This is a genomic window from Prosthecobacter sp. (assembly GCF_044378005.1).
GTDB lineage: Bacteria > Verrucomicrobiota > Verrucomicrobiia > Verrucomicrobiales > Verrucomicrobiaceae > Prosthecobacter.
The window spans coordinates 1-19,392 of record NZ_JBILYB010000043.1 but is presented as its reverse complement, the minus strand read 5'-3'; the positions used below and the strand labels follow the sequence as shown (position 1 = coordinate 19,392).

Annotated in this window: 15 protein-coding genes; 8 read left to right on the top strand and 7 right to left on the bottom strand. The window is 61.4% G+C overall.

Features of this window, described 5'->3' with window-relative positions:
- Positions 1-47 precede the first annotated feature (47 nt).
- Complete coding sequence (locus AC6FTP_RS10815; protein WP_497206929.1) at positions 48-1,547, bottom strand: outer membrane protein assembly factor BamB family protein; 1,500 nt, start codon at positions 1,545-1,547, stop codon at positions 48-50.
- Between the two features lie 20 nt (positions 1,548-1,567).
- Between AC6FTP_RS10815 and AC6FTP_RS10810 the strand changes: the two genes are divergently transcribed.
- From AC6FTP_RS10810 to AC6FTP_RS10800, 3 genes are read left to right on the top strand one after another with little or no spacing between them, the layout of a single operon-like run.
- Entirely contained in the window at positions 1,568-2,662 is a 1,095-nt protein-coding gene (locus AC6FTP_RS10810; RefSeq protein ID WP_497206928.1) for a DNA alkylation repair protein, read from the top strand.
- A 47-nt stretch (positions 2,663-2,709) separates the two neighbouring features.
- Entirely contained in the window at positions 2,710-3,918 is a 1,209-nt protein-coding gene (locus tag AC6FTP_RS10805) for a M14-type cytosolic carboxypeptidase (RefSeq protein ID WP_497206927.1), read from the top strand.
- A gap of 46 nt (positions 3,919-3,964) precedes the next feature.
- On the top strand, positions 3,965-4,780 hold the full coding sequence (locus tag AC6FTP_RS10800) for a histidinol-phosphatase HisJ family protein (protein WP_497206926.1): 816 nt from the start codon (positions 3,965-3,967) through the stop codon (positions 4,778-4,780).
- 8 nt (positions 4,781-4,788) lie between these two features.
- Here the strand turns inward: AC6FTP_RS10800 and AC6FTP_RS10795 are convergent, their stop codons facing one another.
- Together AC6FTP_RS10795 and AC6FTP_RS10790 are read right to left on the bottom strand one after the other, a co-directional pair.
- Complete coding sequence (locus AC6FTP_RS10795; RefSeq protein WP_497206925.1) at positions 4,789-5,469, bottom strand: 3-keto-alpha-glucoside-1,2-lyase-like domain-containing protein; 681 nt, start codon at positions 5,467-5,469, stop codon at positions 4,789-4,791.
- A 68-nt stretch (positions 5,470-5,537) separates the two neighbouring features.
- Positions 5,538-6,260, bottom strand: coding sequence for an RNA polymerase sigma factor (locus tag AC6FTP_RS10790; protein ID WP_497206924.1), 723 nt, complete (start codon positions 6,258-6,260; stop codon positions 5,538-5,540).
- 64 nt (positions 6,261-6,324) lie between these two features.
- On the opposite strand from AC6FTP_RS10790, the gene AC6FTP_RS10785 reads away from it, so the two are divergent.
- Positions 6,325-12,168 (top strand): LamG-like jellyroll fold domain-containing protein, encoded by a 5,844-nt coding sequence (locus AC6FTP_RS10785; RefSeq protein WP_497206923.1) that lies wholly within the window; start codon positions 6,325-6,327, stop codon positions 12,166-12,168.
- Positions 12,169-12,174: 6 nt separating this feature from the next.
- Here the strand turns inward: AC6FTP_RS10785 and AC6FTP_RS10780 are convergent, their stop codons facing one another.
- The 4 genes from AC6FTP_RS10780 to AC6FTP_RS10765 all read right to left on the bottom strand — a co-directional run bounded on the left by AC6FTP_RS10780 (position 12,175) and on the right by AC6FTP_RS10765 (position 16,465).
- Positions 12,175-13,575, bottom strand: a complete 1,401-nt coding sequence (locus AC6FTP_RS10780) for a DEAD/DEAH box helicase (protein ID WP_497206922.1) — start codon at positions 13,573-13,575, stop codon at positions 12,175-12,177.
- 37 nt (positions 13,576-13,612) lie between these two features.
- Positions 13,613-13,966, bottom strand: a complete 354-nt coding sequence (locus AC6FTP_RS10775; protein WP_497206921.1) for a putative quorum-sensing-regulated virulence factor — start codon at positions 13,964-13,966, stop codon at positions 13,613-13,615.
- A gap of 64 nt (positions 13,967-14,030) precedes the next feature.
- On the bottom strand, positions 14,031-15,584 hold the full coding sequence (locus AC6FTP_RS10770) for a sialate O-acetylesterase (protein WP_497206920.1): 1,554 nt from the start codon (positions 15,582-15,584) through the stop codon (positions 14,031-14,033).
- Positions 15,585-15,637: 53 nt separating this feature from the next.
- A complete protein-coding gene (locus tag AC6FTP_RS10765) occupies positions 15,638-16,465 on the bottom strand; it encodes a helix-turn-helix domain-containing protein (RefSeq protein WP_497206919.1) in 828 nt (275 codons plus the stop codon).
- A 40-nt stretch (positions 16,466-16,505) separates the two neighbouring features.
- Between AC6FTP_RS10765 and AC6FTP_RS10760 the strand changes: the two genes are divergently transcribed.
- The 4 genes from AC6FTP_RS10760 to AC6FTP_RS10745 form a co-directional block, all read left to right on the top strand.
- On the top strand, positions 16,506-17,207 hold the full coding sequence (locus AC6FTP_RS10760; RefSeq protein ID WP_497206918.1) for an orotidine 5'-phosphate decarboxylase / HUMPS family protein: 702 nt from the start codon (positions 16,506-16,508) through the stop codon (positions 17,205-17,207).
- A 66-nt stretch (positions 17,208-17,273) separates the two neighbouring features.
- Positions 17,274-17,648 carry a GxxExxY protein gene (locus tag AC6FTP_RS10755; RefSeq protein ID WP_497206917.1) on the top strand — a complete coding sequence of 125 codons (375 nt, stop codon included), beginning with the start codon at positions 17,274-17,276 and terminating at the stop codon, positions 17,646-17,648.
- Positions 17,649-17,773: 125 nt separating this feature from the next.
- Positions 17,774-18,802: a zinc-binding dehydrogenase gene (locus AC6FTP_RS10750; protein ID WP_497200949.1), complete on the top strand. Its 1,029-nt coding sequence runs from the start codon at positions 17,774-17,776 to the stop codon at positions 18,800-18,802.
- A gap of 64 nt (positions 18,803-18,866) precedes the next feature.
- On the top strand, positions 18,867-19,392 hold a 526-nt coding region (locus AC6FTP_RS10745; protein WP_497206916.1), incomplete at its 3' end, for a serine/threonine-protein kinase.

The window sequence follows — 19,392 nt, the reverse complement described above, 5'->3', positions numbered from 1 at the left end:
CCTTTCAAGCCTGTGATCCCCATCCGACACAGCCTAGAAAGGCTATGCTACGGCCCGAACGCCATCATCTGCTTGTCCGTGCGCAGATAGATCACGCCATCAACGATGGCGGGTGAAGCGAACACGGAGGCTTTGAGTTCGTTTCGAGCCAGCACCTTCAGCGCATCACTCGCGGCATCCAGCACGACGACGGTGCCGCGCTGGGAGGTGATGTAGATGCGGTCATCGGCGCTGACGGCGGAGGCGTAGTAGTCGCCGGAGGCATCAACGCGTTCGGCTTGGTAAAGGGGGCTGCCGCTTTTCGCGTCGTAGGCACTGGCGAGTCCGCCGCTCTTCATGGTGAACACGCGGCCATTCGTGGCGATGGGGGATGAGACATACGGCAGGTGCTTGTTTTGCTGCCAGACGACATGCGTGTCCGTGATGTCGCCACTGCCGCCGGGTTTGATGGCGAAAAGCTGGTTCACGGCATCGGCAAACATGCCGCGCATGGTTTCATACTCGGCCTTCGTCACCTTGCCGTCCTTGTCGGCATCGATCTGCGAGAAGCGGTCTTTGATTTTGCCTTTGGGAAACTCTTCCAACGTCAGCAGGCCGTCTTTGTCGGCATCATTCGCGGCCGCGAAGGTTTCATGCGGCTCCATGAGCACGCGATCATCTTCATCACCGCCGACGTTCCAGCTTGAGACGAGCAACACGCCATCCGACGCCACGGGGCTGGCATTCGATACCCGCGCCATGCCTCGCACGGACCAGCGCTGCTTGCCATCGTTGAGGTCATAACTGCGTGTCCAAAGCGATCCACACACGACGAGTTCCTCCACGCCATCATGCCTCCACACCAACGGCGTCGAAAAGCCGCGCCGGAACTCGCTGCGATCCACCCGCCACACCTCCGCGCCCGTTTTCACGTCCAGCGCGATCATGTAACTGCCCACATCCTGATCCGCGACGATGATCACCTTCCCATCGGCAATGATCGGCGAGGCGCTGGTGCCAAACTCCACCACCGGCACCGGCAGCGGCTTCTTCCACAGCTCCTTGCCGTTCCAGTCATACGCCAGTACGCCGTAGCTGCCGAAGTAGGCGATCAAGCGCTCGCCATCCGTGCAGCAAGTCGGCGTGGCCGGGCTACCGATGCGGTGCGCTCCTTCGATCTTCTCTGCCGGAGCCGCCACACGCCACAACTCGCGGCCGTCGGACTTGTTGAGGCAAAAGGTGACCAGCTTGCCATCGGCGAGTCCGGTGAGCGCGATCTTGTCACCCCAGAGGCACGGCGACGAATGCCCATGCGGCACTTCGACCTGCCACTTCAGGTTCTTCTCAGTACTGAACTCCACTGGTGGTTTTCCTGTGCCGCCACCGAGTCCACCTTCACCGCGGAACTGCGGCCAGTTTGAGTCGGCGAGACAGGTGATGGAAAGGAGGAGAGCGAGAGTCAGTTGCTTCATGTCGGAAGACTTCACGCTGGAAGTTCCCTCGATCTTCAGGCCAGCCGACAAAAAGATGACGCTGCTGAAGTTGATCGAGCGCCAGAAATGCCACATGGCATTGCATTCAAACAGCCATGCCAGCCGAATCTCACCCCGCCCAGCTCAAAGACTGGTTTGACGAAAAGCGCTATCAATCACTGGCCGGTGAACTTGCGACTCTCTCCAAGCCGTTTCGCAAGAAAGTGTTTCTCCAAACTGTGCTTGAAGGTCTGGAGGAGCGCACTCTGATGCAGAGGCTTCACCAATGTGCGGTTGCCGTGGACACAGCTCTGCCGGGTTCTTTCCGTGAGAAGGTCGAGGTGCTGCACAGCCTGGCTCCGAAGATCGAGCATGGCTTTGTGGCGATCTTTCTTTCGGACTTCGTCGCGAGCTTTGGCCTGCACGACTTTGACTTTTCACTCGAAGCGCTGCGTGGGTTCACCAAGCATGGCTCGGCGGAGTTTGCCGTGCGGCCTTTCCTAATTACGGATCAAAAGCGAGCGCTGAAGACCATGCGACGCTGGGCCGAGGACGACTGCGAGCATGTGCGGCGTCTGGCCAGTGAGGGTTCGCGGCCTCGGCTGCCCTGGGGTATGAGACTGCCATCATTGGTGGCTGATCCGAGCCCTGCGGCGCCGATTTTGGAAGCCTTGAAGGGAGATGAAGCGCTCTATGTGCGGAAGTCAGTCGCGAACCATCTGAATGATATCACGAAGGATCATCCCGACTGGGTGGTGGAGCGGCTGGAAGGCTGGGATCTTCGCGATGAGCGGCAGTCCTGGATCGCCAAACATGCCTGCCGAACCCTCATCAAGCGTGGTCATCCACGAGCCTTGCAGTTGTTTGGTTTCGCGGAAGGTGCGGACGTGGAGGCGATGCTGACCTTGTCACCCACAAGCCTGTCTTTGGGCCAGCGGCTGGGGCTTGCCGCCACGGTGACTTCGACTTCACGGAAGTCGCAGAGCCTCGTGATCGACTACGTGATTCATTATGTGAAAGCCAGCGGCGGCAGTGCAGCCAAGGTCTTCAAATGGACAGAGACTGAACTGAAAGGCGGCGAGAAGCTCGAACTCTCGAAAACGCAGGTGATCCGCGACTTCACCACGCGGAAGCACTACCCCGGCAACCACAAGGTGGAGCTTCAAATCAACGGTCTGCGTGTGGCATCTGCGGCGTTTGATTTGAGCTGATCCTGCTCGGTGAACAATCGCTCCAACGAGTGACGTTCAGGTTCATCATGCGCCTGCTTTCACTCGTCTTCCTGCTCACACTCAACGCACACGCCGAACTGCGTGTAATGACTGACTTTGAAGGCGGCAACGCCGAAGTCGTGAAGCTCGACCAAGCCACGAAGATGCTGCGCATCATGCCCGAACTGCGCGAAGGACACGGCTGGCCGTGTTGGTGGCTCTTCAAAGTCGATGGACTCACGCCGGGCGAGGAGTTTACACTGGAAGTGCAGGCCCAGACGAAGCCTTTTCGCGACAAGACCGTGCTCGCCGCCGTGTGGTGTCAGCCAAAGCAGGCCTGGATCAGTGTCGATGGCACGACATGGAAGCCATCTGCCCGAGGCACGCTCAGCGCGGACAAGGTGATGAGCTACACGATCAAGGCAGAGACTGCGACGATGGCACTCGCCTGGGGGCCGCCGTTTGTGCCGAGTGATGCGGAGAAGCTGCTCACCGACATCGCGGCAAAGCTGCCGGAGGCGAAACGCTTCGAGTTGGCGAAGACGCGGGGTGGTCGGCCTGTGCATGGCATCCGCATCGGTGATGAACATGCGCCAAATCAGGTATGGGTCGGTTCACGTCAGCACACCTGGGAGGCGGGCGGCAGTCAGGTCGGGCGCGGGTTCATCACCTGGTATGCCAGTGATGAAGCGAAGTCGCTGCGCGCGAAGACCTGCCTGCATTACATCCCGATCATGGACGTGGACAACGCTACTCTCGGCGCGGGTGGCAAAGAAGCCGTGCCGCGTGATCACAACCGCGACTGGGCCGCCGAGCCGATCTATCCCGAGGTGGCGGCGGCGCAGAAGATGATCCGTAACATTCAGGCGAAGCACGGGCTTGATGTCTTCATCGACCTGCACAATCCCGGCGCCAATGATCCGATCTTCTTTTTTGGCCCCTTCGCCTTTGAGCGCATGACGGGCATCCAACAGCGGAACTACCAGCGCTGGATCGACCTCGCCGCTGCGAACATCACCGAGCCCATGCCCGTGCAGCCGAAGTATCGCTTCGCCACCTATGTGACGACTGATGAAGAGCGTGGACGAATGAGCAGCGGCTGGGTGCGCGCAAATACCGGAGACTCCACAATCTCAGTCACGCTCGAAACAGGATGGAACAGCCCACTGATGTCCGTGGAAGGCTACGGCAAGGTGGGTGCCGGACTGGGACGTGCGCTGGCGGCCTATGTCGGCGAGAATCCAAGACGGGAGTGATGGATGGAAGTGCTTGCGCCTTGGGAAAAGTGACGCAGGGAACGCCATGCTCACGGACTATCACACGCACACGCCGCTTTGCCTTCATGCTGAGGGGAATCCAATCGATTACGCACGTCATGCGCAGGCCATCGGGCTGGCTGAGATCGGCCTTTCGGATCACAATCCGATGCCGGAGAAGTATGACGACTGGCGAATGCTGATCTCCGACCTTCCGCGCTATTTTGAGCTGGTGCAGGAAGCTCGTGAGGCACTGCCTGATTTCCCGATCCGGCTCGCACTGGAGTGCGATCATTTGGAGGGCAAGGAAGGCTGGATCGAGAAGACGACTGGCATGGCGGACTGGGATTACCTCATCGGCAGCGTGCATTACATCCATGATGGCATCGCGGTGGATGACCCGAAGCATGTCTCGCGCTGGAAGTCGGCGAGCGACATCGAGCACATGTGGGGCATGTATTGGAAACTCTACGAGCAGATGATCCGCACGAGGCAGTTTGATTTTCATGCCCATCCCGATCTGGCAAAACGCTTCGGTCTGCGGCCCGAAGGTGATTTGCGCCGCTACTACGAGCCGGTGATCCAGGCTCTGGTGGACACGCAGGGCGTGTTGGAGGTAAGCACCGCCGGTTTGCGCAAAGATGTGCGCGAAATTTACCCGGCGCGCGAGATGCTGGAGATGGCCTTTGCCGCCAGGGTGCCCATTGTGATCAACTCCGACGCGCATCTGCCCACGGATGTGGGGGTGGATTTCGACAAGGCACTGACTCTCGTCCGCAGTGTGGGTTACACGACGACAGTTCGTTTTGAGAAGCGGCAGAGGAAGGTCGTTCCTCTGCCGGAGACATGGCCGGTGCGCTGAGTTTCTGATCAGGGCTTGGCGATGCCTTTGAGGCTGAAGTCGTCGTATTCCACGTCCACCGCATTCGTGGTGAGGCTGATGAGTGACTTCGTGTCATGCGTGATGCCAGGTGACTTGAAACTGCCGACAGATTTGCCGTCGATGCTGACGCTGAGTTCATCACCGCTCGTTTGGACGACAAGTGTGTGCCATTCCTGAAGGCTGACTTTGGTCGGGATGCGTGTCTGCTTGCTGGCGAGCATCTTCTTCTCGTCCTCGGTGAGTTGATTGGCTTTTTTGCGGTCGTAAAGGCCGCCGGTGAAGTCAAAGCCGCCCGTCTTGGCATCGGCGATGTTCACGCTCGTGGGGCTGATGGTGGCCTGGCAGATGTGGCCGGCGTGGGAACCTTTGTAGTTCTTGTCGTCGAACCAGACGTTGAAGCTCTTCGCCTTGTCGCTGGTGAAGCGGAACTTCACGGAGACTTCGAGATCGCGCTCGCCGTCGATGCGGATGTTGTCCACGGCGCTGTGGTCAGAGGTCGGTGCGGTGATGCCGACGAGCACGCCGTCCTTGATGATGCTGGAGCTTTTGTAGTGGCCCCAGCGTTTCCCGAAGCCTTCGGCATTGAAGTCATCGGAGAAGATGACGCGCGGGTAGTCGGCGGCGAAGGCGGCGGTGGCTGTGATGGCAAGCGAGAGGATGAATTTCATGGGTGAATGGAAACGGCACAGATTCGAGAACATTGCGCCCAAGGGACGGGTTCGAATACCGGCCGAATCTACGAACCACGCAGCACCTGCGTCAGGTAGCTCATTTCGTCTTCCACACTTCCACCGTCCGGCTGCGTCTCGGCCACCTCCGCACGCAGCGCCGCACGGAAACGGCTGCGCAGACGATGCACCGCTACCTTAAAAGTGTTCGCGCTCATGCCGAGTCCGTGGCCTGCCCTTTCATAGTCGTCCACATCAGCCTCTCCGGTCAAAAACGGCCGCATCACGGCAAACTCGTCCGATTTGCCCTTCGAAGCGGCCAGATGCTCCAGTTTCGCCATTGCCTGATCCAGCACCGTGAGCGCCCACTGGCGGTCGAACATGTGATCCGCGCTCTCTCCCTCGATCTGCTCCACTTCATACCATGCCTCGGCCTCCGCCGCATCGAACGACACGATCTGGCCGCCGCCGCGCTTCTGCCGTGACTCTTTGCGCTGCTCATCATTCACATGCCGACGAAACGCCGTGAGCATGAAGGTGCGCAGCTTGCCCAGCTCCGGGTTCGCGGCGGCAAAGAGCTGCTTTTGCAAAACCTGAACGAAGAAGCCCTGCACATAATCCTCCGCATCTTCTGGCGCAGCACCGAACCGGCGACTCCACGCATACAGCGGGAACCAATACGCCGCGCACAGCTCCTCAAGCGCCCGCTTCGCCCGCTCATCCTGCCCCTGCGACTGGAGCACGAGGCTCCAGCGAGTCGGCTGGAAGGCAGCGGGGGCGGTTTCGGGCATTGGCAGGAGAAAAAGTTCAGGCAGACTGTAACCGCTTCCCGGCTTTGACCAAGAAACAGAAGCCATGCCCCCGATCTTCTCGAAAGCCCTTCTCTATTTCACGCTCGCCATGTCTGCGTCCGCGCAGGTCACGACGACGGGATTCAGCAACGCCGCACGCTCGGAAGATCCCGGCACGCTGCTTTCCCATCCGGTGACGAATGGCTCGGAACCGATTGGGCGGACGACGTCGATCAATTATCTGAATGGCTGGATCATCGTCGGTGCTGAGCAGCCGGGGTCGCGGGAGGGATCGGACTGGCAGATGCGAGTCTATGACATCGCTGATCCGACGAATCCGGTGCGGCGGCTGCCGTCGGACTTCGGGCTGAACTACGCGAACAACTCGTGGATCTTTGGCAACTACGGCTGGAATGCGCACGGCACGGCGCAATACGGCAACCTGCTGTTGCCGGACCCGATTCGCGTGAATGGGTTTGGCGGACTCGTGGAGCGTGGTGGCACGCATGGCATACCGCAGCTCGCGCAGTTGCCGATCTGGTATCGCCGCCCGTCGCAAGCGGGGCCTTGGGACGCAACGCTGCTCTGGTATGACACGCCGGACTCGGACATCGAGCTGGCGAAGGTTTTCCTCAACGCCAATGGCTTCGCGCAAAGGCGTGTGCTCGCCACTTTCGATCATGTGGGTCAGTTCGGCGGCGGGGACTGGCATCCGATGTTTTTTGGTGATCTACTCATCATGGCCCGCAGCGGCGGAGCGGCTCGCGATGGCGTGGTGGTGTATCGGCTGGCCTACCACAACATGGACGACGGCGATCCCAACAACGACAGCATCACGCCGCAGTATGTCGGATCGCTCAGCGGCGGCTTTCAGGGCTACTGGCCGAATCTTTTCAGCGATGGCACGGGGCTGTATGTAATCGGTTCGACGACGGACATCCTCATCGGCGCGGACATCACTTCCGCGACGATGCCCGGCGCGAATGTGAACCTGCAAACCGTGGCGAGCCTCACGGTGCCAAACTTCACCAACGCCTCCTATCCCGCGTATCAGGACAACTTCGGATTCATCCACAACCGCAAGGTGGACATGACCCGCTTCCTCGCGGGCGATGCGAACCCCATCGTGCTCACGCTGAATGAAACGAATCCGCCGCGCCAAGCCGGAGCGCCTGCGCTGCCCAATGGAGCACTGGTCGGTGTGAACACCTCGCAGATGTCGCTGCCGCTCGGCAATCTCTGGCTCACGGGCGGTTATCCGATTCCTGGCTTCAATCAAGGACTCGGCGTGTGGGTTCATCAACAGGCAGCCGATACCACGCCGCCGCGTGTGAGCTACCACATCCCGCAGGTGAACCGCACGAGCTACCCGCGCCATGCGCCGCTGAGCTTCCTCGTGCATGAGCATCCGCGGAACGGCGGACCGCGAAACGGCATCGACTTCACCGTGCGTGCCGTCGGCGCGAACGACACGCTGGGCGCTTTCGTGCCCGGATTCCTCATCCACGACTTCTCCGGCAACATGACCTTCACGCCCGATGCACCGCTCGCGGCGGACACGACTTTCCAAGTCGATTTTTTGAGCAATCCGGCCCTTCAAATCGGCTTCGTCGATGCGGCGGGCAATTACATCGAGCCTTACAGCTTCCGCTTCTCGACCGGTGGCGGCGTGAATGCCACCGCGCCGCCGGTTTTCACCAGTTTGACCTCCAGCAGCTATCAACCAACTCCGAATCAACCAATCACCGTCAGCGCCGCCGCGACTGGCATGGGCACGCTCGACTACCGTTTCAACTTCGACGGCACCTGGGGAGCTTGGAGCACCTCGACGACGGGCAATCACACCTACCTCACCACAGGCCGCCCGCGTGTGCTCGTGCAGGTGCGGGATGCGGCGGGGAACATCGTCACGAACTCGCTGCGCCTGCTCGTCATCACCGCGCCAGTCGGTCCACGGCCCACGCAAAGCAGCACGCTGGCCATCGGCGACGACTCCGGCACCCGCCGCGTATGGAGCGTGAATCCAGACGCCAACACCGTCACCGTGGTCAATGCAGTCACCGGCGCGAAAGTCGCCGAGCACGCGGTGGGCGTGAGCCCGCGCGGCATCGCCCGCGATGCGAATGGCCGTTACTGGGTCACCTGCCACGGCAGCGATGAAATTCGCGTCTTGAATGCCGATGGCACCGCGCATGCCACGATCCCGCTCGCGTATGGTTCCGCGCCGTTTGGCATCTGCCCATCGCCGGATGGCACGTTGCTTTATGCCACGATGTTTGGCTCCGGGCAGGTGCATCGCTACTCGGCGGCAGCTCCGGGCAATGCGCCGCTCACCGTCAGCGGCGTGAGCACGCCGCGAGCCATCGCCATCAGCACGGATGGAGCGCGGGTGTTCGTCACGCGCTTCATCTCGCCGGATTTGGAAGCCCAAGTGGGTGAGTTCACGGCCACGCTGGGTCTCACGCGCACCTTCAGGCTCGCCGCCGCACGCACGATTGATGGCGGTGATCGGGCGGCGGGCGTGCCAAACTACCTCGCAGGCATCGCCATCTCGCCGGATGGCACGCGGGCGGCGGTCGTGTCCAAACAGGACAACACCCAGCGCGGCACCTTTTTCGGCGTGGGCAATCTCACGCATGAGACCACGGTGCGCAGCGTGGTGTCCTTCCTCGATCTGGCAAACAACGCCGAGGTCCCGAACTCACGCCGCGACTTCGACAACAGCGACAGCCCCAGCGCCGTCACCTACACGCCGATGGGCGACATGCTGCTCGTCACGCATCAAGGGAACAACCGCGTCGTCGGCATCGACGCGTTGAATCTCGCGCCGCTGTCCGATCAGATCATCACCGGCTCCACGACCACGCAGCCCGCCGTGCTCTCGCTCGATGTCGGCACCGGACTCGCGCCGCAGGGCCTGCTCATCGACGCGACATCGAACCGCCTCTTCACCCAGGACTTCATGGGCCGCAGTGTCACCGTGCGCGATGCCGCGCCGCTGCTGGTGAGCAATGAAACGTCTCTCCCGCTCATCGCCACGACCGCTGCCGTCACCACCGAGCTGCTCCCGGCAAGCGTGTTGCAAGGCAAACGCCTCTTTTACAATGCCGCCGATCCGCGCATGAGCGCCGACAGCTACATCTCCTGCGCCACCTGCCACATCGATGGCAGCCACGACGGACGCGTGTGGGACTTCACCGGACGCGGCGAAGGTCTGCGCCGCACCACCGATCTGCGAGGACGCAGCGGTCTCGGCCACGGCGCGGTGCATTGGAGCGGGAACTTCGACGAGATTCAGGACTTCGAGCACGACATCCGCGGCCCCTTCGGCGGCACGGGCTTCATGAATCTCTCGCCGCAGCAATTCGCCGCTCAGCATCCCTCGCCCGCGAGCGGAAAAACGGGCCTCAGCAGCGATCTCGATGCCCTCGCGGCCTACGTCTCATCGCTCACGCCCGATCACACGCCGCGCAGTCCCTCGCGTAACGCGAACGGCACCTTCACTGATGCCGCCGCGCGTGGTCAGGCCGTCTTCACGGTGCAAAAATGCGCCTCATGCCACAGCGGAGCTGCGTTCACGAACAGCACGCTCATCAATGTCGGCACGCAGTCCACGCTCAGCGGCTCGCGGCTCGGCGTGACGCTGCCAGGCATCGACACACCGACGCTGCACGGCCTGCATGCCACGCGTGTCTATCTGCATCACGGCCAGGCCGCGACACTCGGCGAGGTCTTCAGCTATGCGGGCGGCACCTGGATCTCAGGCGCCACGGGCGAGTTTTTCGGCGGCGGCACAGGAGCATTGACGGACACGCCCGCGGAGGGCGGCGGCGGCTTCAATCGCGGTTACTTCAATGGCTCCGCCGCCTTCATCGGCGGCACGGAGAATGTCTCCGGCGTGCGCTTCACGAATGTCGATGGCGGCAGCGGCGGCACGGCGCGGCTCTCGCTGCGCTATGTGCGGCAATACGGCGGCGGCACCTCCTACCTGCGCATCAATGGCGTCTCGCAAACCCTCACCACGCTGCGCCAGGAGCCTGACATGGCCTGGAACACCGCTGGCTGGCGCTGGCTCACGCTCGATGTGCCGCTCAATGCAGGCGCGACGAACACCATCGAGCTGCTGCGTGGCAATGGAGACTTCTTCCTCAACGGCTTGCTCGTCGCGAATGCCACACAGCTCACCACCGCGCAGCCGCACCGCCTCGTGCAAAGCCTCAGCAGCGGAGATCGCAGCGACCTGCTGGCCTATTTGACCCAACTCGACGGTCGCGATGCCAATGGCGTGCCGCTCGCCGCACCTAGCACACCTTCACCGCAGGCTCCCGGCATCGTCAGCGAACCTCAGAGCCTCGCTTTGGCTGAAGGCAATGCCTTGAACTTCGTCGTCGCCGTCAGCGGCACCGGACCCTTCACCTATGAATGGCGTCGCGGCACCACCATCATCGGCACGAACAGCCCCGAGCTGCAAATCGTCGCCGTGAGCCTCGCCGATGCCGGCAGCTACACCTGCACCATCACGAACGCACAAGGCAGCATCGTCACCACGCCCGCCGTGCTCACGGTGAACGGCCCGCTCACCATCACGACGAGCGCACTAGCCTCTGGAACCATCGGCGTGGCCTACAACGCCTCGCTCGCGGCCACCGGCGGTGTTTCCACACGCACCTGGAGCCTCGACGGCGGCGTGCTGCCGCCTGGCATCACGCTTTCATCCAGCGGCGTGCTCAGCGGCATGCCCACCACCGCCGCACGGGCGAGCCTCGTCGTGCGGGTGACCGATTCCTCCGGCATCGACACGCAAACGCTCGCGCTTGATGTCGCGCCTGTCGGCGGCTTCGTGAACGATCCTGATCTCATTCTGCACTACACTTTTGATGAAGGCAGCGGCACCCGCGTCTGGGACAGCGCCCCGACGGGGAACAACCACGCCACCACCGTCACTGGCTCACAATGGATCAGCGACGGTCGCTTTGGCGGTGCCTATGGTCCCGGCGTGACAAACGCGGGCATGCAAAACTTCACGCCTGCCAATCAAGCCGACCTCAACTTCAACCCGCGCGGCGATGCCTTCACAATCTCGCTTTGGTGCCGCACCACGACCACGAACGGCTACACCACGCTTTTCAGTAAGGATGGTGGCGATCCTTACCGCATCCAATACCGCCTCTGGAGCGCCAATCCGACCACGCAGCTCCAAGGCATCAACGGCAACCAATACGGTGGCCAAATCGCCACCGCGCCCGCGCTCAATGACGGCCAGTGGCACCTCGTCACGATGGTGAACTTCAACGACGCCGGCACCTGGCGCACGCGAGTCTATTATGACAACGGCACGCAGAGCACGCAGTTCAACACCGGCAACGGCGGCACCGTGAGCGAGCTGCTCCGCATCGGCGGCCTCAGCGCCGGATGGAACGGCTGGTTCGGCCAGATCGACGACTTCCGCGTCTATCGCCGCGCCTTGAGCCAAACCGAAATTGCCGCGATGCACGCAGCGCCAGATGTGGAGAGCTTTGATGACTGGAGGAACGCAAATCTGACCCCGGCACAGCTTGCCAATCCCGCGCTCAATACCCCCGATGCCGACGCGAATGGCAATGGCATCGCCAACGCGATTGAGTTTGCGCTCGGCTCAGATGCGATGAGTCCGCTGACTTTACAGATCATCGGCGGCAATGCCCAACTCACGCTCACTCGCAACAGCCTGGCCCGAGGCATGACGCTCATCGTTGAATGCACGACCGACTTCATAACCTGGCTGCCGCTGGCCACTTCGGTGAATGGAACAACTCCGGTGGGAACAGCATCCATCAGTGAGGGTGCTGGCATGGTGCGACCTGTCAGCGTCACCGTGCCAACATCCTCCTTGCCGACATTCTATCGGCTGCGGGTGATGATGAATTGAAGGTGGCTATTTGCCTGACAAACGACGCCACAAGCTCTTCTTCGCCGTGTCCGCAGCCTGGGACTGGCGAGGATCTTGAGGGGCTGCCCGCTGCGGTCTGGCTTGGCCTTGTCCGCGTGTGTCTTCACGTTCGCGTCCACCCGCACCACCACCACCGCCCTGAGCGCGGCCGCCGCGTTGTTGCCCGCCGCGCCCTGGCTGTGGGCGACCGACGTGACCAAACTGCGCGGCGCGTGGATCGCGATGACGTGGCGGCTCTTCGCTGCGCGGAGGCGCAGAGGCTGCGTAGTTGAAGCCCTCTGCACGTTTCCGCACGAGGCCGCGGCCGATGAATTTTTCCAGCGCTCTGAGGGAAGAAAGATCCTCGGGCGAGATGAAGCTGATGGCATCGCCGATGGCCTGCGCACGGCCTGTGCGGCCAATGCGGTGGACGTAGTCTTCGGCGTGCATGGGGAAGTCGTAGTTCACGACGTGGGAGATGCCATCCACATCGATGCCTCGCGCGGCGATGTCCGTGGCGACGAGCACCCGCACAGCACCTGATTTGAAATCGGCGAGTGCTTTGAGACGCTGATTCTGCGAGCGGTTCGCGTGCAGGGTGGCGCACTTCAAGCCGGTCTGCTCCAGCTTGCGGGCCACTTTGTCCGCACCGTGTTTCGTGCGGGTGAAGACGAGCACCATGTCCATGGCGGAGTCCTGCAGCAGATGGCTGAGAAGCGTGAGCTTCAGATGCGCGGGCACTTCATAAACGAGCTGGGTGACAGTCTCGGCAGGGTTCGAGCGTCGGCCGATCTGCACGATCTTCGGCTGGCGTTGGAATTCATGCGTGAGGGCCTCGATCTCCTTGGAAAGCGTGGCGGAGAACATGAGCGTCTGGCGCTTCTTCGGCATGGCATGGACGATCTTCTTGATGCTGGGCAGGAAGCCCATGTCGAGCATCCGGTCCGCTTCATCGAGCACGAGATGCTGGAGACCGCTGAAGTTGCCATGGCGCTGGCCCATGAGATCGATCAGGCGCCCAGGCGTGGCGATGACGATGTCGCAGCCGCTACGGAGTGCATTGATCTGCGGACGTTCGCCGACGCCACCGAAGACCTTGGCGATGGTGAGTGGCAGATGCTTGGCATAGGCCATCACGTTTTCCTCGATCTGCACGACGAGTTCGCGCGTGGGGGCGAGGATGAGAACCTTCGTGCCCGGCACTTTCGGGCCGGTGGCCAGACGAGTCAGAATGGGAAGCGTGAAGGCGGCGGTTTTGCCCGTGCCCGTCTGGGCGATGCCGATGAGATCATGCCCGGCGATGATGGGCGGAATGGCGGCTGCCTGGATCGGCGTGGGTTCGGTGTAACCGGCTTCTTTGATGGCCTGGAGGATGTTGACGTCGAGGCCGAGTGCTTGAAATGACATTCGCGAGAATGGACGCGATCAGCCAAAGTGCGAGCGTTCATTTCCCCGCGCCATCGCCGACTTCGTAGTGCCTTTGCCGCTCTTCACGCAGCGGAGTTCGGCCTCCACGGCGGCGGCGGAAGATGTCGAACGCCATGTCAGAACCATCGGCCTTCATCTGATGCACCATCTGGAGCAGCACGCCGAGCCGGCCTTTGGGAAAGCCTGCCTTGTTGGCAAACCAGCCGAGATATTCGGCGGGCAGATCATAGATCGGCACTCCATTCGGCGGGCAGAACTGCGGGCCAAATTTGCCAAAGGGCATGTAGGTTCGCCCAATCTCATCGAGATCGTGCTGCATCCGCGCGGCGAGGTCATCCATGCCCGCATTCGAGCCGAGGAAGAGCTGCAAGCCAACAAAAAACCGGTCCCACCATGCTGGCAGGACCGGTTTAGAAACCTTGCGGGAGACGAGATTACATCTTCGGCTTCGTGGTCATCTCATAGTTGTCACTGCGGAAAGGAGTGACTGGCAGGCCGTCTTTGCTGAAGAGATTGCAGACAGGGTTGTCAGACCAGGCATAGCGGACGGCGATGGGCTTGGCGACGCCTGCTGCGCTGACTTCGACTTTGTTGTTGCCAGTGATCTTGGCGGTGGCCCAGACCCACTTCTTGTCTTCGCCACAGATGGCGAAGCCTTTGACGTCGCTGACATCGACGGTGCGGAGGCTGGAGCCGAAGGTGTCGAGCGTGACGGTGGCTTTGCCATTGGCAAACTCAGCGCTTTTGAACTCGGGGCTGCGGGAGGGCAGCTTCATGCCGTAGTCATTCACGAGCGCGAGACGGGCGAGACGCTCGGCCACGTCCCGCTTGTTCTTCGGATGGATGTCGTTGGCTTCGCCGAGGTCGATGATGACGGCCTGACCGCCGTTCTTGATGGCGCTTTGGGTCTTCGTCTGGCTCTCACGGAGCTCGGCCCATGAGCTGTCGCCGGGCTCGGGTTTCTCGGCCATGAAGTCGGCGAGTTGCACCCAGTAGAAGGGGAAGTCACCCTGCTTCCATTCGCTGCGCCAATGGGTGATCATGAGCGGGAAGAGACTCGCATATTCATAGGCGCGGCCTGCATTGCTTTCGCCCTGATACCAGATGGCACCTTTGATGCCGTAACCAATGGTGGGGAGCAGGACTCCGTTGTAAATGTTGCCTGGGCGGGCGTTGCCACGCAGCCAGCCTTCCGGTGCGCCGGGTGCGCGGGTGGTGAAGGGCTTGCCTGCGGCCTTGGCTTCGTCGGCCTGCTTTTTCCAAGCGGCGAGGGCGGCTTCATACTTCGTCTTGGCCTCAGGGCTGGTGAGATTGGCCTCGTTCGCTTTGGTGTTTGCCATGAGCAGTTTGAAACGGTCGTCTTTCTCCAGCACATCGCGGCGCACCCAGGCTTCGGCAGCGCTGCCGCCCCAGGCGTTGTTGATCAGGCCGACGGGCACGTCGAGCATCTGATGCAGCACGCGGCCGTAGAAGTAACCGACGGCGCTGAAGCCGCCGACCGTCTGTGGTGAGCACTCAGCCCAAGCGCCCTTAAAATCCTGCTGCGGTTCCTGCGTGCCCACATTCGGCACGGTGATGAGGCGGATGTTGGGGAACTTCGCCGTGGCGATTTCGAGATCGGCGTCCCAGGAGCTCTGCACACTCCATTGCATGTTGGACTGGCCGGAGCAGATCCATACTTCGCCGACGAGGATGTTTTTCAGCTCGCGTGTGCTGCTGCCTTTGATGGTCATCGCGGCAGGCTTGGCATTGGCGGGCACGGGGTCGAGCGTCACGGTCCATTTGCCGTCAGCGCCAGCCTTGGCGCTTTTGGTCTGGCCAGCGAAGGTCACGGTCACGGCGGTGCCGGGTGCATCCCAGCCCCAGATGGGGTTCGCCAGCTTCTGCTGGAGCACCATGTGATCGCCGATGATGGCGGGGAGTTTGGTTTCTGCCTGCGCTGAAAAAGCGAGGGCCGCGAGGGTGGTGATGAGGAGATGCTTGCGCATAGGATTTGGAAGGGCGGAACAAACGTCCGCCGTGCGCCATTCCTTCCGCCGCATCACCCACCAGCCATCCTCTTCCGATACGCCGCCGGTGATTGCCCGAGACGACGACGGAAATGCTGGGTGAAGCTGCTCGCATCCACAAAGCCACAGCGCACCGCGATCTCACCCACAGCGAGCGCCGTCTCCTCCAGCATCCGAGTCGCGGCGAGCACACGCGTCTTCAGCAAAAACTCCTGCGGGGTGATGCCGAACGCGCTCTGAAATCTCCGCTGGAGCTGGCGCAGCGACTGCCCACAAGCTCGTGCCACCTCTTCGATCTTCAATGGCTTCGCAAAGTCACGACGGATCATCTCCACGGCCTGCGCCACGGTTTGGAAGACAGGCAGCTGGCGCTCGGATTCATCAGGCCGACGCAGCACACCCATCACGCCTTGAACTCGACGACGTGTGTCCAGCAGCGGCAGCTTCGTCACCAGAAACCAGTCCGGGATGCCCTGCCGATCCCACCAGAGTTCGATGCGCTCCACGATCTTCACTTTGCCCGCCAGCAGGTGGCGGTCATCCTCCACATAGGCCTGCGCCATCGTGTCGGGATTCAGATCGTAGTCCGTGCGCCCGATGAAGTCGGAATCGTCGCTCATCTGATAGCGCTGGAGCAGCCCAGCACTGGCAAACATGAGGTGACCGGACTGGTTCTTGGCAAAGAAATACACGCCCGGAATATGATCGAAGAGCTTTTGGAAAAGCAGCGTCGGCTCCAGGCTCGCCATCCAGCGGGCACGCTCCTTTTTCCAGCGCGCGATCTCCGCCGCCGATCTTCGGGGGCGCTCGCGGGGTTTCAGGGGTGTCGCATTTCGCATCATCTTTGTCGTGACGAGCATGGGTGGTCCGGCTTTAAACTGCAAGCGTCCAACCACCGCCATGAAACCCATCGTCCAAATCTCCCTCGACCTCACCAACATCGACGAAGCGCTCGAAACCGCCGCGCTCGCCATGCGCGCTGGAGTCGATTGGCTGGAGGCAGGCACACCGCTCATCCTCGCCGAAGGTCTGCATGGCGTGCGAGCCTTGCGGAAAGCCTTCCCCAACACGCCCATCGTCGCTGATTTGAAGACGATGGATGGCGGCTACCTCGAAGCCGAGATGATGGCGAAGGCTGGTGCCACCCACGTCGTCGTCATGGCCCGCGCGCATGCGGAGACGATCAAATGCGTCGTCAAAGCGGGCAAGGACTTCGGTTGCAAGGTCATGGGCGATAACATGATCTGCGAAAGCATGATCGATGGCGCAAAGTTCCTCGAAGACCTCGGCTGCGACTACGTCATCCACCACATCGGCTACGACGAGCGCCGTGGCATCGCCGCTGCGGGAAGGCGGATGCCCAGCCCACTTGATCAGCTCCGCGAAGTCGTGAACGCCGTCAAAATCCCCGTGCAGGCCGTCGGCGGCCTCAGCCTCGAACAAGCCATCCAGTGCCCGCAGTATGGTGCACCGCTTGTCGTCCTCGGCGCGCCGCTGACCATTGATGCCGACGCCTTCAAAACGGCGGACGGAAATCTCGAAGCCTCACTGCGTTTGATCTGCGAGGCGGTGCATGCACAGGATGTTCCCGTTTTCACCTGATTGAAATTCATTCTTGTCATTCGCGGATATTCGCGACCATTCGCGTTGAATTGACAACTCTGAACCATGAACTTCAACGACTGCACCTACGACATCATCGGCTGCGCCATGCATGTTCATAACGCACTGGGCCCGGGCCTGCGAGAGAAGCCCTATGAGAATGCCCTGGTCATTGCTTTGCGGGAGAAGCAACTTCTGGCCGAAGCGCAGAAGGCTTACCCGATCCGTTATCTGAACCAGATCGTGGGCGATTGCATCCCTGACATCACCGTGAACGGAAATGTGCTGGTGGATGCCAAATCGATCGACGCCATCGGCGAAAACGAAATCGCGCAAATGTTGAACTACCTGCGGATCTCCTGTCTGGAGATCGGTCTTATTATCAACTTCAAGAATCCCAAACTCGAATGGGTTCGAAAAGTGAAATCACAATCCCTCTGAATTCCTCCAACGCGGATGAGCACGAATGCCCGCGAATCCCCACGAATTCCGGCCTCCAGAATTCGTGCTAATTCGCGGACATTAGCGACTATTCGCGTTAAAAAATTCCCCACCTTCCCAACCCCATGAAATCCGCCGCCGTCGTCAACTTCGCGCCTGAAAAAGGCTCTGTCGAAATCCGTGAAATCGAGAAACCGACCATCGGTGCCGAGGATGTGCTCCTCGAAGTCGCCAACGTCGGCGTTTGCGGCTCGGACCTGCATCAGTGGACTGCGGATCACTCCTGGCCCGTGAACTATCCGGTCGTGCTCGGGCATGAGTTTGGTGGACACATCATCGAGGTCGGCAAAGACGTGGAAGGCTGGAAGGAGGGCGACCGTGTCGTGTCGGAGACGGCAGCGATCATTTCCAAGGACAATCCGATGACCCGTCGCGGGCTCTACAATCTGGACAGCACGCGCAAGGGCTTCGGCTATGGCGTGAACGGCGCGATGACGAAGTATGTGCGCGTGCCGAGCCGCATCTTGCACCATGTGCCGGATCATCTTCCTTTCGAGCAAGCCTGCCTCACGGAGCCCTGCTGCGTCGCTTACAACGCAGTTGTGAAGAATGCCCGCATCGAGCCGGGTGATCGCGTCGTCGTTCTTGGTCCTGGCACCATCGGCATTCTCTGTGCCGCGATGGCGAAACAATGCGGTGCGCAAGTCGCCATCGTCGGTCTTCAACAGGACGCGCATCGTCTGGAACTGGCCCGCAAGCACTACGGCTGCGAAGTCATCATCGGCGATGCGAAGCCCTGGGCGATGGAGCGTGACGGGCTCGGCTGTGATGGTGTCATTGATGCCGCTGGTGCCAGCATCACGCTCAAGATCGCGCTCGATATCGTGCGCCCTGCTGGATGGATTTCTAAAGTCGGCTGGGGGCCACAGCCGCTCGGTTTCAACATGGACCCGCTCGTGCAGAAAAACATCACCCTGCAAGGCAGCTTCAGCCACAACTGGCCGATCTGGGAGCGCGTGATCGCCCTCATGAGCAGCGGTCAGTTTGATGTAAAGCCCATCATCGGCGGCGTCTGGCCCGTGACCGAATGGCACGAAGCCTTCGAGAAGATGCACAAGGGTGAAGTCGTGAAGAGCGTGCTGCGTCCGGTGTAGATTGGATTGGCAATCGGGCCCGATGGATGACAGGCTTCGACTGCCCATCAAAGCCCCTCCGAGCATGGCCGATCCCCTCAAACCGCATCGCCGACTCTCCGGGCTGAAACCGGAGGCGCTGATGGCACATGGGCTGGCTGCCGACGCCCTGACGGTGGAGTTGAATGGCATCGAAATCGAGACATCGCTCGGACGTGGCGGCATGGGCACGGTGTATCTGGGGCGGCAGATCAGTCTGGACCGCGAGGTGGCGGTGAAGGTGCTCGCCGGCGAGCTGGCGGATGATCCGCTGTTTCTCGAACGCCTCGAACGCGAGGCGCGTGTGATGGCGCGGCTGCGGCATCCGAACATCGTGGCCGTGCATGACTTCCAGCGCACCGACGATGGCGCGGCCATCGTGATGGAGTTTGTCGAGGGTGGCACGCTGCGCGAAAAGCTGCGCCTGCATCCGCAAGGCCTGCCGCTGGCGGAGGCGCTGCGCATTCTGCGGCAAATCGCCGCCGGATTGGAGGCCGCCCATGCCTCCGGGGTGATCCACCGTGACATGAAGCCGGAAAATGTGCTCATCGACCGAGATGGCATGGCCCGCG